This window comes from Ferdinandcohnia sp. SAFN-114 (assembly GCF_059415045.1).
Map to the genome: position 1 here is coordinate 95,428 of NZ_JBPFDQ010000003.1, position 24,070 is coordinate 119,497.

The 24,070-nt window shown below is 38.6% G+C and carries 19 protein-coding genes; 6 read left to right on the forward strand and 13 right to left on the reverse strand.

Annotated elements, in window-relative coordinates:
* Position 1: 1 nt before the first annotated feature.
* The 10 genes from hutU to ACR65M_RS01925 form a co-directional block, all read right to left on the reverse strand.
* The gene (gene hutU, locus ACR65M_RS01880; protein WP_440272395.1) at positions 2-1,675 is read right to left on the reverse strand and encodes a urocanate hydratase; all 1,674 of its coding nucleotides are present in this window, start codon (positions 1,673-1,675) and stop codon (positions 2-4) included.
* Between the two features lie 61 nt (positions 1,676-1,736).
* The gene (locus ACR65M_RS01885) at positions 1,737-3,260 is read right to left on the reverse strand and encodes an HAL/PAL/TAL family ammonia-lyase (RefSeq protein WP_440272396.1); all 1,524 of its coding nucleotides are present in this window, start codon (positions 3,258-3,260) and stop codon (positions 1,737-1,739) included.
* A gap of 40 nt (positions 3,261-3,300) precedes the next feature.
* Positions 3,301-4,881: a BCCT family transporter gene (locus ACR65M_RS01890; protein ID WP_440272397.1), complete on the reverse strand. Its 1,581-nt coding sequence runs from the start codon at positions 4,879-4,881 to the stop codon at positions 3,301-3,303.
* 284 nt (positions 4,882-5,165) lie between these two features.
* A complete protein-coding gene (locus ACR65M_RS01895; RefSeq protein WP_440272398.1) occupies positions 5,166-6,650 on the reverse strand; it encodes a helix-turn-helix domain-containing protein in 1,485 nt (494 codons plus the stop codon).
* Between the two features lie 452 nt (positions 6,651-7,102).
* A complete protein-coding gene (locus ACR65M_RS01900) occupies positions 7,103-7,627 on the reverse strand; it encodes a type 1 glutamine amidotransferase domain-containing protein (protein WP_121445605.1) in 525 nt (174 codons plus the stop codon).
* A gap of 294 nt (positions 7,628-7,921) precedes the next feature.
* Positions 7,922-9,241 (reverse strand): alpha-glucosidase/alpha-galactosidase, encoded by a 1,320-nt coding sequence (locus tag ACR65M_RS01905; RefSeq protein WP_121445604.1) that lies wholly within the window; start codon positions 9,239-9,241, stop codon positions 7,922-7,924.
* A 24-nt stretch (positions 9,242-9,265) separates the two neighbouring features.
* Positions 9,266-10,192 (reverse strand): carbohydrate ABC transporter permease, encoded by a 927-nt coding sequence (locus ACR65M_RS01910; protein WP_207899825.1) that lies wholly within the window; start codon positions 10,190-10,192, stop codon positions 9,266-9,268.
* On the reverse strand, positions 10,189-11,073 hold the full coding sequence (locus ACR65M_RS01915) for a carbohydrate ABC transporter permease (protein ID WP_121445603.1): 885 nt from the start codon (positions 11,071-11,073) through the stop codon (positions 10,189-10,191). The genes ACR65M_RS01910 and ACR65M_RS01915 overlap by 4 nt, the downstream gene beginning before the upstream one ends.
* A 14-nt stretch (positions 11,074-11,087) precedes the next feature.
* Positions 11,088-12,440, reverse strand: a complete 1,353-nt coding sequence (locus ACR65M_RS01920; protein ID WP_121445602.1) for an ABC transporter substrate-binding protein — start codon at positions 12,438-12,440, stop codon at positions 11,088-11,090.
* A gap of 65 nt (positions 12,441-12,505) precedes the next feature.
* On the reverse strand, positions 12,506-13,528 hold the full coding sequence (locus ACR65M_RS01925; RefSeq protein WP_121445601.1) for a LacI family DNA-binding transcriptional regulator: 1,023 nt from the start codon (positions 13,526-13,528) through the stop codon (positions 12,506-12,508).
* 415 nt (positions 13,529-13,943) lie between these two features.
* On the opposite strand from ACR65M_RS01925, the gene ACR65M_RS01930 reads away from it, so the two are divergent.
* The 4 genes from ACR65M_RS01930 to ACR65M_RS01945 all read left to right on the forward strand — a co-directional run bounded on the left by ACR65M_RS01930 (position 13,944) and on the right by ACR65M_RS01945 (position 18,470).
* The gene (locus ACR65M_RS01930; protein WP_121445600.1) at positions 13,944-14,429 is read left to right on the forward strand and encodes a DUF2062 domain-containing protein; all 486 of its coding nucleotides are present in this window, start codon (positions 13,944-13,946) and stop codon (positions 14,427-14,429) included.
* A gap of 436 nt (positions 14,430-14,865) precedes the next feature.
* Positions 14,866-15,411, forward strand: coding sequence for an RNA polymerase sigma factor (locus ACR65M_RS01935; protein WP_121445599.1), 546 nt, complete (start codon positions 14,866-14,868; stop codon positions 15,409-15,411).
* A gap of 4 nt (positions 15,412-15,415) precedes the next feature.
* Positions 15,416-17,080 (forward strand): LolA family protein, encoded by a 1,665-nt coding sequence (locus tag ACR65M_RS01940; RefSeq protein ID WP_121445598.1) that lies wholly within the window; start codon positions 15,416-15,418, stop codon positions 17,078-17,080.
* A gap of 514 nt (positions 17,081-17,594) precedes the next feature.
* Entirely contained in the window at positions 17,595-18,470 is an 876-nt protein-coding gene (locus ACR65M_RS01945; protein WP_440272411.1) for a M15 family metallopeptidase, read from the forward strand.
* A 212-nt stretch (positions 18,471-18,682) separates the two neighbouring features.
* Here the strand turns inward: ACR65M_RS01945 and ACR65M_RS01950 are convergent, their stop codons facing one another.
* Positions 18,683-19,864 (reverse strand): M14 family zinc carboxypeptidase, encoded by a 1,182-nt coding sequence (locus tag ACR65M_RS01950; RefSeq protein WP_440272399.1) that lies wholly within the window; start codon positions 19,862-19,864, stop codon positions 18,683-18,685.
* Between the two features lie 399 nt (positions 19,865-20,263).
* Between ACR65M_RS01950 and ACR65M_RS01955 the strand changes: the two genes are divergently transcribed.
* Together ACR65M_RS01955 and ACR65M_RS01960 are read left to right on the forward strand one after the other, a co-directional pair.
* Positions 20,264-21,193 carry an ABC transporter ATP-binding protein gene (locus ACR65M_RS01955; protein ID WP_440272400.1) on the forward strand — a complete coding sequence of 310 codons (930 nt, stop codon included), beginning with the start codon at positions 20,264-20,266 and terminating at the stop codon, positions 21,191-21,193.
* Position 21,194: 1 nt separating this feature from the next.
* On the forward strand, positions 21,195-22,316 hold the full coding sequence (locus tag ACR65M_RS01960; RefSeq protein ID WP_440272401.1) for an ABC transporter permease: 1,122 nt from the start codon (positions 21,195-21,197) through the stop codon (positions 22,314-22,316).
* A 161-nt stretch (positions 22,317-22,477) separates the two neighbouring features.
* Here the strand turns inward: ACR65M_RS01960 and ACR65M_RS01965 are convergent, their stop codons facing one another.
* Positions 22,478-23,071, reverse strand: coding sequence for a ribulose-phosphate 3-epimerase (locus tag ACR65M_RS01965; RefSeq protein ID WP_440272402.1), 594 nt, complete (start codon positions 23,069-23,071; stop codon positions 22,478-22,480).
* A gap of 167 nt (positions 23,072-23,238) precedes the next feature.
* The gene (locus ACR65M_RS01970) at positions 23,239-24,045 is read right to left on the reverse strand and encodes a BtpA/SgcQ family protein (protein WP_341333118.1); all 807 of its coding nucleotides are present in this window, start codon (positions 24,043-24,045) and stop codon (positions 23,239-23,241) included.
* Positions 24,046-24,070: the final 25 nt, after the last annotated feature.

Sequence of the window (24,070 nt, forward strand, 5' to 3'; positions counted from 1 at the left end):
CTTATTTACTCTCCATTTCTAACATCGGAATGTTTACTCCTCTTTCACGTGCCGTTTTCTTCGCTAACTCGTAGCCAGCGTCTGCATGGCGTACTACACCCATTCCTGGATCTGTAGTTAGAACGCGTTCAATACGTGCTTCTGCTTCTTTCGTTCCATCCGCAACAATTACAATTCCTGAGTGGAGCGAATATCCCATTCCAACTCCACCACCATGGTGAAGGGACACCCATGTTGCTCCACCAACAGCATTGATCATTGCGTTTAAGATCGGCCAATCCGCTACGACATCAGAGCCATCTTTCATCGCTTCTGTTTCCCGGTTTGGTGATGCTACAGAGCCTGAGTCAAGATGATCACGTCCAATTACGATTGGAGCCTTTAATTCGCCATTTGCTACCATTTCATTAATAATTTTACCGAAACGCGCTCTTTCTCCATATCCTAACCAGCATATTCTGGATGGTAATCCTTGAAACTGGATTTTTTCCTGGGCCATACGGATCCAATTACATAAATGGTCATTGTCACTGAACTCACGTAAGATTACTTCATCTAGCTTATAAATATCTTCTGGATCTCCAGAAAGTGCAACCCATCTAAAAGGACCTTTTCCTTCACAAAATTGAGGTCGGATATAGGCTGGGACAAATCCAGGAAAGTCAAAAGCGTTTTCTACACCTTCGTCCTTGGCAACTTGGCGAATATTGTTTCCATAATCAAATGTAACTGCGCCTTTCTCCATCATTACAAGCATCGCCTTTACATGCTTAGCCATTGAAGCCTTAGATTCCTTCACATATTGGGTTGGATTATTTTTTCGTAACAGTGCTGCTTCTTCAAGGGACATGCGTGATGGTACATACCCGTTTAAAGGATCATGCGCAGATGTTTGGTCTGTAACGATATCTGGAATAAATCCTTTTTCAAGCATCTCCGGAAGAATATCTGATGCGTTTCCTATTAGTCCAATTGATAATGCTTTTCCTGTTAATTTCGCCTCAATAGCGATACGAATGGCTTCATCTAATGAATCTGTTTTTATATCTGTATATCGGGTTTCAATCCTTCGGTCAATTCGAGTTTCATCAACATCAATACCGATACATACTCCGCCATTCATTGTCACAGCCAGAGGTTGAGCACCACCCATTCCGCCTAGACCCGCAGTTACTGTAATCGTGTTTTTAAGTGTGCCACCAAAATGTTGCTTCCCTATCTCTGCAAATGTTTCGTATGTTCCTTGTACAATTCCTTGAGAACCAATATAAATCCAACTTCCCGCAGTCATTTGGCCATACATCATAAGCCCTTTTTGGTCGAGTTGATGGAATGTTTCCCAATTTGCATAGGCAGGGACAATATTGGAATTCGCTATAAGTACTCGTGGTGCATCTGGGTGAGATTTAAAAATAGCAACTGGTTTCCCTGATTGAACCACTATTGTTTCATCATTTTCCAATTCTTTTAACGACTTGACGATGGCATCAAAACAATCCCAGTTACGTGCCGCCTTTCCAATTCCACCATAAACAACTAAGTCCTCTGGCTTTTCTGCAACCTCATGATCTAAATTATTCATTAACATACGAAGAGCAGCTTCTTGCAGCCAACCTTTCGTATTTAATTCAGTTCCACGATATCGAATAACTTTTTGAGTTTTTGTTTGTTCCATCTCGATGGCCTCCTTTGATATAAAAACATAGTGATTTAGTTTCGTTCATATTTTTTAAACGTTAGAGCAGCTTACCAACCTTCTCTTCAACCACTGAAATAATCTCTCCCGAGTGTATAAATTCCTTCAAGATTTCTAAATAAGGGTAAAGATATGTATCTTCGTCCATTTTTGGTATGGATTGTTCAATACGTTCTAGCACAGCTGTTGAAGCTGAGCCGGGAGTCAAATTACTTTCAACAAATTGATGTGCATTATATATTGCCAAAAGCTCAATCGCTAAAATATATTCCAGTTTTCTTGCTATTTCTCGTGCCTTTTTCGCCGAGTTATAACCCATGGCTACATAATCCTCTTGATCTGCACATGTAGGAATACTGTCAACTGTTGCAGGTGTGGATAATAATTTCATATCATTTAGTAACCCTGCTTGAGAGTACTGTGGAATCATTAACCCTGAATTAAGACCCGCATTCTGAACAAGGAATGGGGGGAATCCTGAAAGATGTTGATTGATAATCCGATAGTTCCTGCGTTCAGACATTTTCGCTAATGCAGTTACTGCAATACAAGCTGAGTCCAATTCAATGCCTACGTAGGATGAATCGCAATTACTTCCTGAAATGGCACCACCATCTACCTCATCTGGCCATAAAACTGGGTTGTCACTACATGCATTCATTTCTATTTCAAAAGTATTCAAAGCATCAAAAAGTGTTTTTTTGGCAGCTCCATGAAGCTGCGGGATGGCACGTAAAGATAAGGCATCTTGTAAACGGTGATTAATCGACTGTTTTGCAAGTACCGAGTCCTCTAAGATCATTCTTACATTTGTAGCTGTGTTTTTTTGATGTGGGTGTGGTCTGACTTTCATCAAACGATCGTCAAATGCACGTGTGGTTCCCCTTAATACTTCTAATGACATTGCCCCGATGATATCTGCCGCCATAACAGCTTGTAACATGTCATACAAAGCTAAGGCTCCAATAGCAGTTGGACTAGTTGTACCACTAATTAACGCTAATCCTTCTTTTGCGGAAAGTTCAATTGGCTCTAATCCTACTTTTTGAAGGGCTTCTTGTGATGGCAATAACTCACCATCTACATAGGCCTTTCCTTCCCCTAGCAGAACCAAGGCGATATGAGCTTCAACACTTAGATATCCAACGGAACCTTCACGAGGTGCGAAGGGGATGACACCACGGTTTAAAAATTCTCGGTACATTTCCAACGTCTTGAGTCGGACCCCCGAATACCCTTGGCCTAAATTTTGTAACACCATTAGCATAATAGCCCTGACACTTTCCTCTTCTAGTGGTTCACCAACTGATGTAGCGTGAGACAAAAGAATATTCCTTTGCAAAACCTTCGTTTGATCGGCAGAAATAATTTTTGTGGATAGAGCGCCAAAGCCCGTATTGACCCCGTACATAATCCGTTCTTCATCAATCCACTTGTTTACGAGCTGACAGGACTTTTCTACCCGCCTTCTGTATTCGTCCGAAAACTCAACTTGAGTACCAAAACGCGCTATGGAGACGAACTCATCTAATGTAATTTCATGACCTAATACTACTTTTTTCATCTTGTTGCCTCCATTAACTTTTCTATTTCCTTAATCAAGATTATTTTTCAATTTTATCGAAAAAGAACATTTTGATTGCTGAACAAACTTGAAGTACAAAAATGAATAAAACAGCAGAACCACCTAGCGCAGCAAGGTATTTAACACCATCTACCCCTTGTTCCCCACCTGCAAATGCAACCATTACGTAAGCAATAATAGCAATTGAAATCGCCCATACTAGCATTTTCCATTTTGCCGGTTCTTCATCAAAACGAATATTCACAGTACATAACGTTGCAATTGAACGAACCATTGAATCTGCTGCTGTTGCAAATGAAAGGATTAATGCGATCATCACCACAGGAATAATAATTGCTCCCAAAGGTAGATTGGCTAAAAAGGCCCATAAACCGGCAACAGCTCCACTTTCTTTAATGGTAGAAACGAGATCGACTGTATTGTTTTGTTGCCAATGTAGGGCTGTCCCACCGAAAACTCCGAACCAAACAATACTAAATACAGCCGGTAGGATCCAATTGATTAACATGAACTGTCGAATCGTTCTTCCATATGAAATGACTGCAAGAAATATCCCCATTAATGGTGCGTAGGCAATCCAAATCGCCCAATCATATAATGTCCACCACATAACAAGTGCTTCTCCACCAATGATTCCCGGATCAAGACCCCAACCCCAAAAATTTTGTAGCCAGTGTGAAAAACCTGCCGTAGTCGTTTGTAAAATATAAAGGGTTGGACCAATAATGATAAGTGCTACTAAAATGACATAGAATACGGTGGTATTGATGTTCGCCATTCTGCGAATCCCTTTATCTAAACCATTCAAGGCTGAAAGCGTAAACATTGAAGTTATGATAAAAACCAGTATGAGCCAAACGATAGGTCCTTGCTTGATACCATAAAACGTCTCAATACCTGAACCTACTAAAGCTAAACCAGCTCCAAGCGAGGAAGCTAAGCCAAGTGCGATTGCCAAAACAGATAATGTATCAATAATCCCTGGCCAAATTCCCTTTGTGATCTTTTCACCAAACAATGGCGTTAAGGTCCCTGTAACAGACAATGATTGCTTACGATTAAAATACATATATGCAACTACTAATCCACTCAGCGAATACATTGCGTAAGGAATGAATGTCCAGTTGTATAGGGAACGTCCCATTGCATAAATGGCAGCCATAGAGGTACCTGGTTCGATTCCCGTATTTTCCATTTCCCCATATATGTTGCCAAAGTATATGATCGGTTCATTAACTCCATACGTAATGACTCCCGTAGCTATTCCACCAGTCAAAGCCATTGCAAACCATGCCGAGAATGGATATTTAGGTTTCGCCTCTGAACCCCCTAAGCGAATGTTACCTAACTTTGAAAAGGTTACGATTGCCACAAGAATTAGTGCAACAATGGATATAATTTGATAAAGCCAACCGAGTCCGCGTAACGATCCTACAAACCCATTCATTGAAATATCCGTCAACAATTGATTGTTCACAATTCCGAGAATGGCCCCTCCACCTACAACAAGAAAAGCCGGTACAAAAACTGATAATCGCGTCAATTGCTTTTTGTCTACAACGATTTTAGTAGCCCTATCATTTTCTGTTTTCAATGACATCATAGATTCCCCCCTACTTATAATTCTGAAATAGATAAAGAAGCGAAAAACGAAAGGACAACTCTTAGACTTAATACTAGGCGCTCGTTGACCTAACAGATAATTTTTCCTTATCCCAATATACTGAAAATTTTAACGAATATTTTCTCGTAGAAATAGATGATTCATTTTCGAATTATGATAGTTTCTTTTGAAAAATTATATAAATAGGAAGTTAAATATCCAAAAACTTATAATTATTTACGATTATTATAATTATTTACGTTTTTTTAGAGAAAGGACGTTTATTCCATTCCCTCTCTTATATGCATCCGATATTCACGAGGAGATATCTTTGTCATTTCTTTAAATATCCGAGTAAAATAACTAGGATTACGAAACCCAACATGATATGCGATTTCTTTAATCGTTAGCTGCCCATCATGTAGGAGGCGCTTTGCTTCATTAATACGTATATTTGTTAAATACTGACGAAACGAAATCCCCTGCTTTTTCATTAATAAGTGGCTGTAATACGATGTACTCCTCCCGACAGCTACTGCAACATCTTCTAATGTTAAATCAGGATTGGTATAATGCTTTTCGATATAAAGGAGGCCTCTTTCAATTACATCTTTCTTTGAAAACACTTCACCCGTTTTAGCACGATCAAGTAAATCGTATAAAAACAAAAGGATTTCCTGCACAATTCGATATAGTACACGATTGAATAAAATCTCTGAAAATATTTTCATATAATATTCTTCCATTTCATCGTGATCGAGTTGATAGGTTTTCATGAATCTTCTGATCTGAGCTAGGATGCTTGTTAGGCGTGTCCTTAATTTTTCCGGATTTGGAAAAGGCGTTTCCATATGTAAAAACTCCTGATGCATCCATCTTTTTATTCGATGTTTATCAAAACTGTTTAACATCTCTACCCATTCCCGCTGTTCAGCAGAGGTTAAAAAGGGGTCTATTTCTCGCCACTGTTCATTAACTTCTTTTGGTAAAATGACTTGACGATACCCAATAAAAAACGTCATTTCTAACAGCCTTCTAGCCACTATATACATTTCATATACAGATTTCATTTCATTATTAGGCGGGATCACGACTGCAGCAAGAGGTTCGATGTTTGAAGCCTCCCACTCCCTTAAGATTTTAGATGCTTCTTCTTTTGTATGCTGTGTTGGATTTTTGAACAAACATACAACCATGTCTGATAAGGGTAAAATTGTTGGATGGTCCCTGAATGGAAAATAAGTCAAAAATTGTAGCAAATCCGAAATTTTTTTGTTATTCTCCACATGTAACAGCATTAATGAAATATCACCATTATTTTGTTCTTGATCTAAAAATATAGATTGATAAGAATAGCCTTCATCCTTGTTAGGTGAAAAAGTATGTATTGGTTCTCGACTTGCAAGTAGTGACAATGCCATTCTTAGACATTGCTTGATTTTTACCGGATCGAGTGGTTTAACAAGTAAATCAACACTACCTAATTCAATTGCCTGCTTTGCCCGTTCAAAGGTCGCTTCTGCTGTAACAGCAATAATTTTGGGTGAAAAGTTTTTCACACTCCTTCTAACTTGTGACCAATGTTCAGCCGGTATCATATCTAATTCCAAATACAGAAGTTCAGGAAGTTCTTTTTCAATCACAGCCATTGTTTCCTTTACTGTGTTCGTTACGAAAACTTTATTAATCGGGATCGAGTAAGTCGATATAAGCCATTCAATTGCAACACCTTCATTGTAATCCCGTTCTGCAATGACTATTTTCATAGTTTCCTTCGCTCCTTAAAATTAGTAATCTCATCTATACTTAACATCAAGGCAATCCTTCCCTTGACTGGAGTTCTCATCCTAACTACTACATTATAGCAAAGTGAAACCTGTTCCTCCTTTCCTATACTAAGATTTTAATACGACAGTATAACAGTCTAACCCAGGAGTCCCTTTTCCTCACAAAACCAATTGAAACAAACAATTGATAGACTTGAAAATTCCCCGATATCATTGAGTTCAACCTTTAAAAATCGTTTGTTTGAAGTCGAAGAATTCAAAAATAGCCCGATTAGTACAGATTACTGTAAAATCAAGCCATTGGTTTTCCACTATAGTTTACACTGACATTCTTTGCATAAAAAAAAGCCCTTCAAGGCTTTCAAAAAATGCGGTGGGACGAGGGGACAGGTCCGTTGTCCCACCATTTTTCTTGGGATGAGGGAACCCCACTATTTTTGTTCCAGGACTTTTATAAATTCTCTCATGTAGTCTGGTAGGTCTGGTGGACGGCGGCTAGAGACGAGATGGCCGTCGGTTACGACAGGTTCGTCAAACCAAGTCGCGCCTGCATTTTCCATGTCATCTTTAATTCCTGGAGTGCTCGTCACTTTTTTCCCTTCCAGTATCTTAGCTGAGATTAGTACCCAACCTGCATGACAAATTTGTCCGATTGGCTTTTTGTCATCGTTCATTTGCTGTAGCATCGATAATACTTCCGGAAACCTACGAATTTTATCTGGAGCCCATCCTCCCGGCACTAAAATCGCATCGTAATCTTCTGCTTTTATATCACCATACGCAAATTCGGAAATGGCAGGGACACCGTACTTACCTATATATTTCTGATTCGCTTCTTCACCAACAAGGTCCACAATAGCCCCTTCTTCTCTAAGCCTCATAACCGGGTACCATAGTTCTAGATCTTCAAAGTCGTGGTGAACAAGACCGATAATCTTTTTTCCCATTAATCGCATTACATAACCATCCTTTCATTTCTAGTTTCATTCATTGTACCATTTCAAAAGGCTATCTTAAACTGAGGAGGTTTTATATAGGGTCAAAGCGAAGAAATGTATAATATAAAGGTTTGGTGAGTCCTTTCTTCCTATTCTTCAATAGTAAAAATTCAAACAAACGTTTGTTTGAAATCGGCATTTACAAAAATAGCTCGATTAGTACAGGTTACTGCACTATCGAGCTATTAGTACTCTAGTATAATTTCTTATAAATCAGATATGAAGTGGGACGAGGGACCTGTCCCTCTGTCCCTAGTTTGCAACTAGGTTGTTTTTGTGCAGGTTTCTTCCAGATGTGAATTCTGGTAATAGATCTGCATGTGCATCAATTAATTCTTTTGTCATATCCCAGATTTCATCAAGTGAAAGGACGGAAGCAGTGTGTGGGTCCATCATGACTGCTTGATAAACATAATCGATATTTTTAGTTAGAACAGCTTCAACTGTTAGTTGTTGTACATTGATATTTGTCATGTTCATCGCAGCTAATTGCGGAGGTAGTTCACCAACATAGCAAGGTTGAATTCCTCCTTTATTAACTAGACATGGAACTTCTACACAAGCATCATTTGGCAGGTTTGTAATCAAACCTGTATTGGCGACATTACCCCAAATAACACGGTCTGTACCTGTTGTGATAGAATGGATGATTGGTGCACCATATTCATGGCTTTTCTCTGCCTCAATGATTTCCCCATTTTCCACTTTAACCTTGGTTTCTTCAAACTTCTTTAAGTTGTTTTCGCTTCGACGAATATATTCGTCGATAGGAATATCAAAGCGTTGAATAAGTTCGTCTCTTTTAATAAAGTATGGAGTGTACTCTGACATATGCTCACTGGATTCTGTAACAAAATAATTCAATCGTTTCATCATTTCAAAACGGACCTTATCTTGGCTATAAATTTCTTCTTTCTCCATGGCTTCAAATAGTTTAGGATATAAATCCTCACCATTCTGCTTTAATTCTAAAAACCATGCCATATGATTAATTCCAGCAACCTTATAATCTAGTTCTTCAACTGGAATATTCAAGTAGGATGCAAGATCATCAGCCGTATTTTGAACACTATGACATAGTCCAACAGATTTAATAGAGGTTGCCTTAGATACGGCATGCATTAACATGGCCATTGGATTTGTATAGTTTAATAGATAGGCATCGGGACAAACTTCCTCCATATCTTTGCATATATCAAGCAACACCGGGATTGTGCGCAATGAACGGAATACTCCACCAACTCCTAGAGTGTCAGCAATTGTCTGTTTAAGCCCGTATTTTTTAGGAATTTCAAAGTCTTTGACTGTCGCTTCATGCATTCCTACCTGAATTAGATTTAATACAAAGTCAGCATCTCTAAGTGCTTGCTTTCTATCCAATGTCGCAAATACTTGGGCTTCTTTTCCTTTGATTAAGTTACTAGCCATTTTTTTTGCGGTATCCAGTCTTTCTTCGTTGATATCTGTTAACCAAAAAGTGGTGTCTGATAGTTCTGGATAAGAAATAATATCTGATATTAATCGTTTGGCGAATACAACACTTCCAGCACCTATAATAGTTACCTTTGTCATAATGAATCTCTCCTCAAATCATATTTATTCTTTCATTCCAGAACCGACAAAGCCCTGAATAAAGTATCGTTGGAAGAACAGAAATACAAGTAAGATAGGGATAATCGATAATAAAGTGAGTGGCATTATTTGAGTCCATTCAATATAATGTTCACCTTTTACCATAGCTAGACCTAATTGGACAGTGTACATGCTTTTTTCAGATACAACAATTAGTGGCCATGCTAATTCATTCCATCTCCACATAAATGTAAAAATAACGAGCACTGCGATTAGGGGTTTAATATTTGGCAAGATGACCTTAGTAAAAATTTTAAATTCACTTGCTCCGTCAATTCTTGCCGCTTCAATTAATGAGTTAGGAATATTTAAAATGTACTGTCTTGCCAAAAACAGTCCAAATGCCTCTGCTGCTCTAGGTACGATTAGACCAGCGTAACTGTTGATCCAATCCAATTCTTTTAATATAAAGAAGTTTGGTACCATTGTGATCTGGACGGGAATCATTAATGTACTAAGTACCATTAGAAATAAAAAGTTTCTTCCTTTGAAGCTGTATTTTGCAAAGGCATAGCCAGCCAAGCAGTTGATAAACACGGTAAGCGCCACAGCTAAAATACTGACAATTAAAGAATTGCCGATATAACCAAGAAAAGGAGCTGCATCTAGTGCATCAATAAAATTACTCCATCTTAACTCTTCAGGAAAAAGAGTAACATTCTTTGAACTTACCTCCTCAGGAGACTTTAGAGATGTAGACAACATCCAAAAGAACGGCATGATAAATAATAGAGCCATAAAGCATAAGGCGATAAATGCAACTGTCTGTTTTACAGTAAATGACCGTTTCCTTCTTCTCTTAGGTTGCATACTTGTAATGTTACGGAAGTTCCTTGTTGGGTTTGTTTCTGGATGTTCTTTATGAGAAATTGGAGTAGCTGTTGATTTCATGAATCATCCCTCCCTATCCGAAGCTGTATAGCAGTTAATACCATAATAATCAGGAAGAAGACGGTACCGATTGCTGATGCATAGCCCATGTCACCTTCAACAAATGCTTTTTGGTAAATATACTGAACGATTACTGTTGTTGAAAAGCCTGGACCACCATTTGTCATCGTGTAGATAAGGTCAAAGACCATGAAACCATGTATAACTTCCATCACGATGATAAAGACGGTTGTGGGTTTAATCATGGGAAGTGTAATTCTCCAGAACTTCTGCCAATCATTTGCTCCATCCATATCTGCTGCCTCATAAAGGCTGTCCGGAACAGCTTGGAGTCCTGCTAAATAAATAACTAAACAATAACCAATTCGTAGCCATAGCGTTGTAATTATGATGGCCGGCATTGCCCAAGTCGTTGAAGTTAACCAGTCAACTGACCCAATTCCAAAGTAAGAGAGAATTTCATTAAACAATCCATAGTGTGGATTGAACATCCATGTCCAAATGAGTCCTGCTGCTGTCATGGAGACAACAACAGGAGCAAAGAAGATCGTACGAAAGATAGGGCGCAGAGGAATCTTGCGGTTAAGCAAGATAGCCCCTAATAAACCGAATGCAGCACTCAAAGGAACAGTGGCAGCTGTATAATAGACGGTATTTCCAAGCGACGTCCAAAATACGTTATCCGAAAACAGTTTCACGAAATTTTGAAATCCAATGAATACTGGTGCCCCAAGAATACCCCAATCATGAAAGCTAATATAGAATGTGAAAATGATTGGAATAATCATAAAGATTAAAAACAATAAGACATTGGGTGCAATGAATATATAGGGGGCAATTGCTATTGAGTTCTTTTTATACCAATTTTTCATGAAATACATAGCTATAACCCCTTTTAGTTTTCTTCAAGTATAGAGTTGATCCTTTCATTGAAACTCTTAGCTGCATCTTCAGGTGTTGTATTGGAAATAAATAACTCTTCTAATGTCTCTGCTAAAGCTTGGTTTATCTTAGAAAAATTAGTGCTTGTCACTGTTTGAGCCAACTCCGATGGCACTGTCTGTGATTGTTCGATAAATAGATTCAGCATTTCAGGATCCTCAACTGCATAATTAAATGGTTCAGTAATATCTGTACGGGAAGGTAAGAATAAACCTTTCTCTACAAATGCCTTCATAACTTCTGCTTCACCCATATAGGCTAAAAATTTCTTAGCAGCCTCACTATGTTCAGAAGCAGCCGGAATTGCTATACCATTACCACCTAAGTCAGATGCTGCAGACTGCTTCACAGGCATGTATGTAACGCCCCATTCAAAATCTTTCATATCAGTTTCGTATTTCGGTATCATCCAGTTTCCTGAGATTAATAGTCCAACATTTCCAGAAGAAAATAACATATTGAAATCATCTGAACCCTTCATGCTATTACCTTGTGACATATGGTTCTTAAACATATCCTGTAAAAATCTAAAAGATTCAATAGCCTCTGGAGTATCTACATTTCCTTTTGTTGCGTCTTCATTTAGTATGGTTGCTCCATTTTGGAAGAAGAATGGTAGAGAACGGTATGAGGAACTCGCTGCCCAGTTAAATGCAATTCCTTTTTCAGCTAGCCCAGCATCCTCAATTTTTGTAGCTACATCAATAAATTCTTCCCATGTCCAAGCATCTTCAGGCGTACTTGGAGCTTCAATTCCTAGTTCATCTAAATATGTCTTATTATAGAAAACGGCTAAAGTATCTGTGTGATGTGGTAAACCAAAGATTTTATCTTCAAACGTGACTGCTGTTAATAAACTAGAATTAAAGTTTTCCTTATCTGCTTCTAAAATATCGGTAACATCTAGTAAAGCACCTTTACTAGCAAATTCTCCAAACTTTTGGTATTGAATTCGGAAGATATCTGGCGAGTCATTCGCAGCGATTCTTGTCTGGATTTTGGTGTAATAGTCCCCTTGTGATGGAGATGGTACTTGGTTCGGTTTTACATCAATATCTGGATTTTTTTCCTCAAAATCCTCGATCATATCTAAAAATGCTTGTTCCTCTCCGCCCGCAGCAGCCCAGTATACAAATTCAATTGTTTCTTTATCACTATTCTCTGCCGGATCTGATTCTCCATTACTACTATCAGATGAGCCTGCACACCCTGTTAATAAAAAGGCAATCATAAGGGATACAAAAAGAATAAAACCAGTTTTATTAAACGCTTTCATTTTACTTCCTCCTTTTTTAAACGCTTTCATTTAAATCCCCCTCCACTTAATGGCTTTACTAGAATAGTTGCGATTGGGCTGATTCCTCCTTTTAATTATTTATTATTGTTACCGCAGCTTTTGCGGACAATTAACTCAGTTGGCAAATATGTAGTTAATGGAAGTGTGATTTCACCTTTTACTCGTTCTGATAGTAATTTAACAGCTATTCTACCTAACTCTTCTTTATGTACGCGAACTGTCGTCAAAGGTGGATTTATATAGGGTGACATTTCTAAATCATCAAAGGAAATAATAGATATGTCATTAGGTATCGTTAAGCCTTTTTCCTGAATCGCCCTATATGCGCCATAGCTCATCCTATCACTGGCAATGAATAATGCTGTAGGAAGATGATCTAAAGCCAAAATTTCCTTCATCGCACGGTACCCACCATTAACTGTAAAACTGCCATTTTTAATCCATTCTTTTTTTATAGGAATATTAGCGTTATTTAGGGCTTGTTCATATCCTTGGTATCTTGCTTCCTCAGTTATTACACTTTCGGAAAGTGCATTTGCCCCAATAAAAGCAATATCTCGATGTCCAAGATTCAATAGATGACTAACCGCATTGAATGCACTCTTTTTAAAATCAAGGGTGACATAATCAATGGGTAAAGAGGGGTTTCCCCCAACAGATATGATGATTGAGACCTGTTGTTTAATCGTTTGAAGATATGAGTTTTCAAGTGGGCCAACAACAATAATAGCAGTGTTATCTCCAGTGAATTTAGTTGGCAACATACCTTCCTGCAATTCCTGTTCATCTATGGTAAATTGTATATTTAAACCCTGGTCCATCAATTCTTGTTCAATACCATAGATAATTTCTGAAAAATATGGATCCTTGTATTTATTTTTTGAATTATTTAGCAATAAACCAATCTGTACTTCAGAAATATTTCTGATTTTTTCTGTGGGTTTCATATGTTTTTTATATCCTAGTTCTCTAGAAATACTAAAAATCTCATTTCGAGTTTCTTCATCTATTGATGTTGGTGTATTATTCAGTACTCTTGATACAGTTGATACTGACACATTTACCCTCTCAGCAATATCTTTTAATGTAACTTTCATAACTTGCCCTCCAATTATTTCAGAAAAAACTCAGAAATTTTCTGTAAATTTATTGTATATTATTCAGAATTTAAAATCAATAAGAATTATTAAAAAATTTAGTCAATATATTTCTGAGATACAGGACCGGTCCCTCTGTCCCAGTTTCACTACTATATTAGCATTTCTTTAAGACGCAAATAATAGTTCCATCAAGCTTTTGTTTGAAAAATATTTCGCAGTTGATACAAGTTAAATTAATAAATAGTACATTATTAATTATTTCCTCTCTATAATTTCTGTAGTGGTACGCCCCTCTCGTCTCTCTCCCTTTTGTACTTGTCCTCATTAAAGTGTTTAGCGTATGATACACTAGACACACAACAAGCATTGCTGGATAAAGTGTTTGTCTTAAGCAATTGGAGGCGTAATCAATATGAAATTAGGTCGAAAAGTTAAATATAATCTTGTGCGTTTACTTAGAGTTAACGATAGCCCTCATCAGGTGGCGTTAGGTTTTACATTGGGTTTTATACCAAATTGGTATCCTACTTTTGGACTTGGCGTGATTCTCTCGGTCGGCCTAGCAAAATTAGTTAGGGCGAATACAGTGGCAGCCTTTGTAGGTGGTTTGATTGGGTCTCCCTTGTGGCCTGCGTTATTTTTGTTAAATTATAAAGTTGGTAGTCTTCTTTTAGATAGGAGTACGAGAGTAGATGAACTCGAGGATGTTGACTACGCAGATGCTCTGGAACATACGTTAGATGGAGTAAATAGCCTTTTTTCAAAAGGATTTACATTTCTAGAAGGGGCCTTTATTAATACCGTTCTTTTCTCCATATTCTTTTATTTCATCGTGAAATTTCTATTTAAAATGTACCGTAAAGGTTTATTACGTATGATCAGAGGGAAGTTTCACTGACCGCTCCTGTGGTTCTAGAAAGCTAGGCTTTCCTCCCCAAACACTTCACATACATCTCCTTTCATCTATTTGATGCACATTGGGGTCTAGCCCAAAGAATTAGAATAGTAATTCACCTCGTTTCACCACTAGAACAGCATTTCTACTCCACCCAAAAAGTCGTCCAATCAAGCGTTGATTGAAATTGAAAGTGCTTGGTACTGTTGTCTTAGACTGCTAATCAAACGTTTGTTTGAAATAAAATTTTGCAATTAGTACAGGTCGAAGTAAATTAATAGTACCGTAATATTCTTTAACACTTGGTTCTGGGACAAGGGACCTATCCCTCTGTCCCTCCCGGGCGTCACTGTGACGCAAAAAAAATGTAACGTTTTAGCCTTGTAGAACGTTTTTATTAGTATGAGAAACCTGGCCAGGGAAAAAGGAGTTACGTCTTATGTCCGACAACAAACATGCAAGGAAAATAGGACACGATGCTGACTTGAATTCCATTGAGGAGATTTGTTCTGCGACATGGGAAAAAGTATATCGATATATATATTATAAAGTTCAAAATCGTGAGGAAGCCGAAGATATTACGCAAGAAACGTATGTAAAGGCCATCCCCTTTTTACAAAAGGGAGGCATTCAACCAGAAAAATACAGTGGTTATTTGAGAAGCGTGGCTTTAAATTTGCTTCGTGATGTATGGCGCAAGAAAAAGCGGAGAGGCACACACGTTAATCTCGAAATGATAAATCCACTGGAAAGTGCCATAGACGATGCTACCGAAATGAGTGCACAGAGGATGGTTATTGAAAAAGCACTAACTCAACTGAAGAAAGAGCAGCGCACCATTATCGAATTAAGAATTCTACAAGGATATTCCGTAGCGGATACAGCTAAATTGATGAACAAAACAGAAGCAAACATACGTGTAATACAGTATCGAGCCATCCAAAAGCTTTCTGAAATCCTTAATGCACATGAAAAGGAGGAATAAATGAATGAACGACAATCATAAAAAACTATCTGATTATATAGATGATTTAAATGCAGAGCAAAAACCAAGTGCACATGGAAATCCAACAAACAATGAAGAACTAAATGAACTTTACGAAACTGTAAGGAAAATTCACAGCTTAAAAGAACCATGTATGCCACAGACAGGTTATGAGAAAACATTAGTAAATTCTATTAAAAAGAACAGACCAAAAAAGAAAACATCATACAAGAAAAAACGTTTCTGGGTTACAAGCGTGGCAAGTATCGCAGCCATACTGTTCTTAGCAATTGCACTGAATTTCTTCTTGCCTCTTACTAACAACGCCAACATCGTTCACGCCATGGAAGAAGCTTTTCAAGAAGTAAAAGCATATCATGGGAATCTTACAATCGTCGAAACCAATGCGAATGGAGATTCGATCACACAGTCAACATTAAAAGTATGGGCAAATCAAAATGGCGACTATTATACGGAGGGGTTGAAAGGCGCGCATAAAGACTTAGTTACAGTAAATAATGGCGAAAAGAAATGGCAAATTGTTCCCGATCAGGAGCAAGTTCATCTGTTCGCACCATTTCCTGATACGTATCGTTTTACATTTGAACTTGGACATGAGATTGAAGAAGTGAAAAATGCGCTATCCACTGAGGTGATCGGGGAAGAATCGATTGATGGCCGTGAAGCCACGATTTTGGAAGTTATTCCACAAGGTGGAGAGCCTTATCGGATTTGGATTGATCGTGCTACAAATCTACCGATTCAAAAAGAAACGACGATGTACAATGCGCTTCAATACAAAATAACATTCACTGATTTGGAAGTTACTGAACAGATTCCAGATGAATTACTGACATACAATGTTCCAGGCAACTATGAAGAAATCGAGTCAGATGGTGAGCAAGTTTTAAATAACTGGATGGAAGTTAAGGAGTATGTCGACTTTTCACCTAAATTACCGAGTGGAAATCCAGCTGGCTTTTCATTAGAGAGGATCGCTATCTTAACAGATCATGAGACTTTGAAGCTTTATTATATGAATCCTACTCAAGACAAAATAATTACTGTCATTCAAGGAAGGGCTACCGATGAATTCACTCCTGATTCTAATGCCATTTTAGGTAAAATCGAGAATCAAACTGCAGAGATTCTGTCTCCTATAGCGGATCATGGAATCCTTGTAGGCTCCATTCCGTATGCTAGTACAACTGACCTTCACTCTATTCGATGGCAGGAAAAAGATCTAGAGTTTACTATAATTGGAAATACGACGTTAGATGGATTGGTTGATTTCACAGAAACTATGACAGATGGTGATGTGAATATCCCATTGGATGAGTCCTCCAAAAAAGGAAAAATCGAAGTACCTGTTAACCTAGAAGTTGAGAAAAATGACCAGAAAAGTGCAGATGCAGGACACTCAGTCTTTAAACTTGACCCATTATTTGCCTCACAAGTTTTTGTAAGTCTGAAGATTTCACCTGAAGGTATTAGTGGTGAATATCCAATAACAGAAAGTGACTTAAAAGTAGTTGAAAACACAGGGAAAGATGCCATAGTTGAAGTAACTGGAAAGAAAACTCCTATATCAAGAGTTTACCTAAAGAGGTTAATCAGACAAGATTCTACTGGAATATGGACGGTTGTAGGATACGACCCCAAAGAATAGATGCTATGGTTGGCAAATAGAAAGCTGAGAGCTATAGATGCTAAAAAGTTACTTATTGTTAATTGGAAAAACTGTCTTAGTTAGACAGTTTTTTTCTTGTATTTCGGATATCTTTATTTGTAAGGAAGAAGGAAGTAGCATAGAATTAAAAGGCGTTCTTTTCCATTTTATAAGGAGTGAATACATTGAGAAAAGCCTCTATTTTGTTTATTTCAGTCTGGTTTTTCATTTTCCTAACAGTTACCAATCGGAAAAAGAACGAACCTCTTCCGAATTAAAATACTGACGACTTTTGTCGATATAATATTTAAATGTATAGTGTAAGGTGGAAAGAAAATGATTCTTAAATATTGGCATTTTCTTATGATGAAATATTACTCCCATTTAATTAGTGATGCCAGGGATCCAATACTTAGAGAAAAATTGATAAATAAGCTTGAATACCACAGTAACGAATATAATAAAAAAGTAAGATAATCGTATAATCGATAAGGAGGCGAGATAATTGCAGCGGATGAAAAAATGGATATTGCCAGCTTTCTTGATTACGATTATTGCTGCTACTCTTGTGATTTCAATTCCGTTCCTTCAACCTGAAGAAACACAAAATGAATCATTAATCGTTTCTAACATGATGAAAAGAGAGCCCCCCGTAAAGAAGATCAAAACCATTGATATTAACGAGAATCAGATTTCCCAAGGAGACTTGCTGTTAGCCAACAATACCTACCCGATTAAACAAACGAGTATAAAAGAAGATATTGTAGCCTTATCATCAATAGAGGAATTAGGTAAACAATTCGGGACGAGCGTTGATTCTATTTCTCTATCAAAAGAGGCGGGACTCGAATTTTCTATGATGATGGATGCAGCCAAAAAGGATGGGCTGGTTCACTTTTCGGTGAATAGTGGATTTCGAGACTTTGAAGAACAAGCAAAACTCTATAAAGAGATGGGATCTAGTTATGCCTTGCCACCAGGTTATAGTGAGCATAATCTAGGATTATCACTCGATGTTGGCTCGACCATGATGAAAATGGAAAATGCCCCTGAAGGAAAATGGATGGCAGAAAATGCATGGAAATACGGATTTATTCTCCGGTATCCAGAGGACAAAACAGATATTACCGGAATTGAATATGAGCCATGGCACTTTCGCTATGTAGGCTTGCCCCATAGTGCGCTTATGAAGGAAAAGGACCTCGTGCTGGAGGAATACATAGATTATCTAAAAAAAGAAAAGAACGTGATGACAACGGTTGGAGAAATAGACTATTACATCTCCTACCACCCTGTTTCAGACACACTTGAAATCGTAGAACCTATTCTTTCTCAATATGAGATTTCTGGGAATAACGTGGATGGGGTGATCGTGACGAGATATCGGTAGTATTTCATGGTTCAACAAAAAATAAGAGATGCCTGTAAATTTACAAGCATCCAAAAAATATCATTATCACTTTAATATAGTAACTTTAACTTATCCCGAAGCGATCTTGCACCAGTATCCCTAGACGTTACTGTGAGAAAGAAGTGGGACAAGGGACCTGTCCCTGTGACCCACACTTTTGACAATCTTCGAATCTTCAACATGATCTTCGCCTATTGTCTACCTTTGGTCAATGGAATAGATTCGTATTCTTCGGGATTAATGTCGTACACGGTTCCGTCGGATACGCCGTTGATAATTCCGTATAGACCTCTTTCAACCGCTTTTACTAATTCACCCTTTTTCTTTTGGCCCATGCTTTGTGTTTGGCCTCTCACTTCAAACAACACGGCGCCACTTCCGTTTAATGCAAATGTTCCTAACGCTGTACCTGGTAGGTCAAGGCCTTGTGGATAGAGGGAAATGTTTGCATTCCCTTTTTCTTGTAAGGCATCAAATACTGCAACATTCAGCTGGCGCGAGAAATCAAAGTCATACGTGTCCGCATATTCGGCATACTTTTCAGTTGTGGATGGGTCTGGGACGAATTGACCACTGATAGAGAACGTGACTAGATCGTCTGTGCCTTCCACCTCATAGTATGGTGCTTGATGATGTAAGTCTACAAATACGTCCACCTTGCCAAACTCAGCTTGAAGGTCCTTATATACGTCACGAACGACCTGGGATTCAGGTGTAATATACCATCCTGGTTGAGATGAATTCCCTGGGAAGTCCTGAGGTTGTGGGACATAATCAAGGTTTGGATTAAAGTCACGGTTAACATCAAAGCCTGGCTGTGATGCATAATCAAAAGTCTGATTCTGATATGTATAGTAGTTCCACGTTGGTCTTACGCCTGCTAATTGCGGGAAGTCCTCGACTACCTCTGCCCACGTTAAATCATTTCCACGACGACTCAACTCAGACGCGTCTGGGTTCATTTTCGGTAGTGCTACAATCGTCACCTCTTCACGAATCTTTTGTGCTTCAGGAGAATTTGTACCTAAGAATTGTAAAATGTTGAGTATGGCCTCCGTTCCTGTCGGTTCATTTCCGTGAATTTCACTTTCGAGTAAAATGACCTTGTCTCCTTGGCCAACTGTCGCCTTGTAGATTTCTCTACCACGGTTTGAATAACCCGCTACCTCAACCTGAACCTTTCCTTGGCTGCTCTTTGCGATTTGCTGCAGTTTTTTCCCTAACTGCTCATGATTCGTGAACCCCTCTACAGATAAAACTTGCTCATCAGGTGTCCCAGGTGATGTTTCCGGTTGTTGTGCAAACACCGGCGTTACTAAACTTGCCGATAATGCAATAACCCCTAACGTAGAAATAACCTTTTTCTTCTTCACTACTACCACTCCACTCTACTATTTTTTCTATGAATACAACTAGATTGTATAAATTTAGTAGACTTACATATGTCGATTTCCGCTGTCGAAACTGTACTAGTTTTGGCTATTTCTATCAAATTACTTCGAAAACCGAAACTTTTTTTAAAAATGAATAGTTGGTCCTATCCTATCAAATCAGCGGAAATACCTAGTTTTTATGTAGAATTGTAACTTTTGGAGTATAGGGTTTTAGATGTTGGTGCGGTCTAAATTTTCGACAAACTTCGAGAAGTTAGCGTGACCTAATCAATTCATTCGAATTTTTCCTTTGCTCACATCATAGGAATAAACGTGGTACTACTTTTGGTGTAGGGCTTTTGCAAAAATAGCTCGATTTCAAGGAAAGGTGATGTAAGTATGAATGTGTTAGAAGTTCGGAATTTAAAAAAATCCTTTGGTTCCATTCAAGCCGTTAAAGATATTAGCTTTTCTGTAAAAGAAGGAGAGATTTTTACCATCATCGGTCCAAATGGTGCAGGAAAAACAACAACACTTGAAATGATAGAAGGCTTGGTCATGCCGGATCAAGGAGAAATACAGTTTGGTGAACTGAACTGGAAGAAGCATGCACTAACGATCAAAAGGAAAATTGGTGTACAGCCACAATCGAGTGCCATGTTTGATTTATTGACACCGGAAGAAAATTTGAATCTATTTGCTACATTCTATGATAAGGCGCGATCAACGGAGGAAATACTCAAATTGGTTAATCTTACGGAGCACCGGAAGAATCAAGTAAAAAAGTTATCAGGTGGTCAGCGGCAACGTCTTGCCATCGGGCTTGCCATGATTAGTGATCCCGATATTGTATTCCTGGATGAACCGACAACTGGCCTCGATCCTCAGGCACGACGAAATGTGTGGGATATTATTCTTGAGCTTAAAAATTTAGGGAAAACGACGATTCTTACCACTCATTATATGGAAGAAGCTGAAAAACTGAGCGACAGAGTATGTATCGTTGACCAGGGGTTGGTTGTAACCTTGGACTCCCCTTCCGGATTAATCGAAAAATTAACAAACGAAAGAGAGGTACGATTATCCTTCCTTGATGGAGAGAAAGCCGCCCATGATGCGGAGCTTTTTGCAAAGTCGATTGAATCTATAACACGAACAGAACGGGAGGACACCACGCTTAATCTATGGACCATTAAACCAGAGGATTCACTGTTTAACCTCTTTAAATTCACAAAGGAAAAGGAATATCAAGTCGAACAAGTTTCCATTCACGAAATGAGTCTTGAAGATGTCTTTATAGCTTATACCGGTAAGGAGTGGAGGGATTAGGATGAATAATCTCAAGCAATTTAAACAAATGTTCCTTGCTCAGCTAAAATTAACCTTCCGTGAAAAACAAGCTTGGTTTTGGGGGATTTTCTTCCCAGTCATTTTAATGGTTATCTTTATGACGATATTCAGCGGTGGTTCAAGTGATGATTTCAACACGAAGGTGGTGATTGTGAATGAATCTCCGAATGAAACATCTACGATGATGGAAAAACAACTGCAACAAGTTCCGATTATCGAAGAAAGCGGAGATGGTTCGGTTAGTGAAGATAAAGCAAAAGATTTAGTAATAGAAAAGGAAGTCGATGCTGCCATCATTTTGCCAGAATCGGCACAGTCAACATCGATCAAGCTGATCGTAAACAAAGAGAATGAACAAAGTGTATCAACCCAAGTCGTTTCGGGAATTCTCGATAATTTCATTCAGCAGGCAAACTTACAAGCCGTTGGTGCCACCCCAACTTTTAACCAGCAATTCGAGACGGTTTCCTCAGGCGATCCGGAATTAGATTATACTGACTTTCTCTTAACGGGAATGATCGCTTTATCCATTGCTCAAGGTGGCTTGTTCGGAATGGTTGACTTAGTGGATATGCGTAGAAAAGGATTAATCAAAAGGTTACGGATGACCCCTGCAAAAATGGGCATCTTTGGACTTAGTGATATGATCATGCGTCTTGTATTTAGCATCATCCAAATCACGCTCTTATCCTTAATTGGCGTATTCGTATTCGGGGCCAATCTGTTTATTAACTTCCCTAGTTTACTATTAGTCTTCTTAATGGGAGCTCTCGCTTTCAATGCGATTGGCTATTTTATTTCTTCTTTTAGCAATACGAATGAAGCCTATATGGGAGTGGCAAACATTGTTAGCTTTCTCATGATGTTTGTTAGCGGCATTTTCTTTCCTATTGAAACAATGCCTGAATGGCTGCAACCTATCTCAAACATCCTTCCGCTCACCTATTTTGCAGACGGCCTAAGAGACAGTATGGTCTATAATACTCCTATTCTTTCATCCCCGCTTTGGCTTGGTTTTGGGAACATGCTCCTTTGGGGTGGGGTCGCCTTTATCTTGGGTTCCTTGTTATATAAAAGACAATCAATTGTATCAACGAGGTAAAATGATGAAAAAGGAGGGCAGATACCTGCCCTCCTTGGTGTTACCTGGACTCGAAAGTGGGACAAGGGACATGTCCCTGTGGCCCAGGTCATGCTACGAAATAAAATACAATTAAAAATATCCAATCAAAGTCCGAAATCCCACGTGCCGCTATAGTCCAGCTATTCTCCAAAAACGGCCCTACCCATTACTGCGTGTGTAGCGCCGGCTTCAACTAAGAGTGGAAGGTGCTCGTATTTAACGCCACCATCAACCCATATTTCTCCGTTAAAGTTGTAGTTCTTAGCAACCTTCTTAACCTTTTCAACCATTGCCACATTAAACAATTGTCCTTGTCCGTCGGGTTCTGAGGTCATAATTAATATGCCATCTACCTGATTCATTAAGTAAGAATAAGAATCTACTGGTGTTTTTGGATTGAAGGCTAAACCGCATTTTTGATTTGCCTTACGTACTTTTGATAAAAAATCACTTGGATATGGAAGTGACTCAACATGGGCAAATATGATGCTTGGTGATAAATCCATAAGTTGTTCCAAGTAATCATATGGATTGGTAACCATTAGATGAAATGAGAATGGAAGATGTGTAACACTTCGAAGAGCTTTTATGGTTTTCTGTCCAAAGGTGATATTCGATATAAAGTTTCCGTCCTCAATGTCGATGTGAAGATCGTCATAATGCACTTGAACTTTCTTTACTTCTTCGCCTAGTTGCAATGGGTTTGCAGATGCAATCGAAGGTGAAATCTTCATTTGTACCTCCATTATTTCTCTATGACCGTATACCTGGTGTAACATGTCATATTTTTTAATGAATTAACCACCAGCAGAAACTACCTCGAAGACCACTGCTATCGTTCGTCCCCCTTCCTCAAACGTCGGTGGGACAAGGAACATTCCCCTTGCCCCACCAGCATCTGTCAGTTCCTGAATCTTTTTACCTCATCCATGAATTCTTTGACTCTCTTTTTATCAACATGATTATGGAAGTTTCCGTCGTATTTAAATGTTGTTCCAACAATGGCTCCATCTGCCACCTCTAACTGCTGTTCAAAATTGGTTAGCCTCACACCCGTATTCGCGAAAAGAACAGTTTCCGGAACAGTTTTCTTCACTCGCTTCATAAGTTGAGCATCTGTCTCCACACCTGCTGTTAACCCAGAAACACAAAGTGCATCAGGCTGATTATTAAAGACTGTTGACTTTGCAATACTTTCAATTGTTCTAGGTGCCAGATAACTAGCTGCCTCAGGAATAATATTGAATAAAACCTTCACATCACCTACACCTAGATGATGCTTATGACGAATGGTGTCCCCTACATTGGTATTCCATATCCCGAAGTCGCTTGCATAAGCACCAGTAAAGATTTCTCTAACAAACAACGCATTCGTTGCGGCTGCTAAATCTAGTGACTTCTTGGCATCCCATAAGACATTTACACCAAATGGAATTTTAATTTCACTTTTCAATTCACCTATGATTCTCGCCATTGCAGCAACTGTCTCGGTTCGTACATCTGTTAGATACGGCAGGCTAAACTCATTGGAAAACATAACCGCATCTACTCCACCATCTTGAAGGGCATGTAGGTCCTTTCGAGCCATCGATATCACGTAGTCCATCCCTTTTTCGTTGTCAAAATTCGGGTCTCCAGGAAGTGGTAATAGATGACACATTGCAATAATACATTTCTCCGTTCCAATTACTTCTTTTAACCAAGTCATACCTGCACCTCTTGTTAGTCATATT

Bases quoted from the DNA above. Each gene is read 5' to 3' on its own strand.
- ACR65M_RS01915 (WP_121445603.1), bottom strand. From the start codon at position 11,073: ATGTATTTCATGAAAAATTGGTATAAAAAGAACTCAATAGCAATTGCC.
- ACR65M_RS01920 (WP_121445602.1), bottom strand. From the start codon at position 12,440: ATGAAAGCGTTTAAAAAAGGAGGAAGTAAAATGAAAGCGTTTAATAAA.
- ACR65M_RS01925 (WP_121445601.1), bottom strand. From the start codon at position 13,528: ATGAAAGTTACATTAAAAGATATTGCTGAGAGGGTAAATGTGTCAGTA.
- ACR65M_RS01885 (WP_440272396.1), bottom strand. From the start codon at position 3,260: ATGAAAAAAGTAGTATTAGGTCATGAAATTACATTAGATGAGTTCGTC.
- ACR65M_RS01905 (WP_121445604.1), bottom strand. From the start codon at position 9,241: ATGACAAAGGTAACTATTATAGGTGCTGGAAGTGTTGTATTCGCCAAA.
- ACR65M_RS01965 (WP_440272402.1), bottom strand. From the start codon at position 23,071: ATGAAGATTTCACCTTCGATTGCATCTGCAAACCCATTGCAACTAGGC.
- ACR65M_RS01895 (WP_440272398.1), bottom strand. From the start codon at position 6,650: ATGAAAATAGTCATTGCAGAACGGGATTACAATGAAGGTGTTGCAATT.
- ACR65M_RS01955 (WP_440272400.1), top strand. From the start codon at position 20,264: ATGAATGTGTTAGAAGTTCGGAATTTAAAAAAATCCTTTGGTTCCATT.
- ACR65M_RS01935 (WP_121445599.1), top strand. From the start codon at position 14,866: ATGTCCGACAACAAACATGCAAGGAAAATAGGACACGATGCTGACTTG.
- ACR65M_RS01910 (WP_207899825.1), bottom strand. From the start codon at position 10,192: ATGAAATCAACAGCTACTCCAATTTCTCATAAAGAACATCCAGAAACA.
- ACR65M_RS01970 (WP_341333118.1), bottom strand. From the start codon at position 24,045: ATGACTTGGTTAAAAGAAGTAATTGGAACGGAGAAATGTATTATTGCA.
- ACR65M_RS01930 (WP_121445600.1), top strand. From the start codon at position 13,944: ATGAAATTAGGTCGAAAAGTTAAATATAATCTTGTGCGTTTACTTAGA.
- ACR65M_RS01940 (WP_121445598.1), top strand. From the start codon at position 15,416: ATGAACGACAATCATAAAAAACTATCTGATTATATAGATGATTTAAAT.
- ACR65M_RS01890 (WP_440272397.1), bottom strand. From the start codon at position 4,881: ATGTCATTGAAAACAGAAAATGATAGGGCTACTAAAATCGTTGTAGAC.
- ACR65M_RS01960 (WP_440272401.1), top strand. From the start codon at position 21,195: ATGAATAATCTCAAGCAATTTAAACAAATGTTCCTTGCTCAGCTAAAA.
- hutU (WP_440272395.1), bottom strand. From the start codon at position 1,675: ATGGAACAAACAAAAACTCAAAAAGTTATTCGATATCGTGGAACTGAA.
- ACR65M_RS01900 (WP_121445605.1), bottom strand. From the start codon at position 7,627: ATGCGATTAATGGGAAAAAAGATTATCGGTCTTGTTCACCACGACTTT.
- ACR65M_RS01945 (WP_440272411.1), top strand. From the start codon at position 17,595: ATGAAAAAATGGATATTGCCAGCTTTCTTGATTACGATTATTGCTGCT.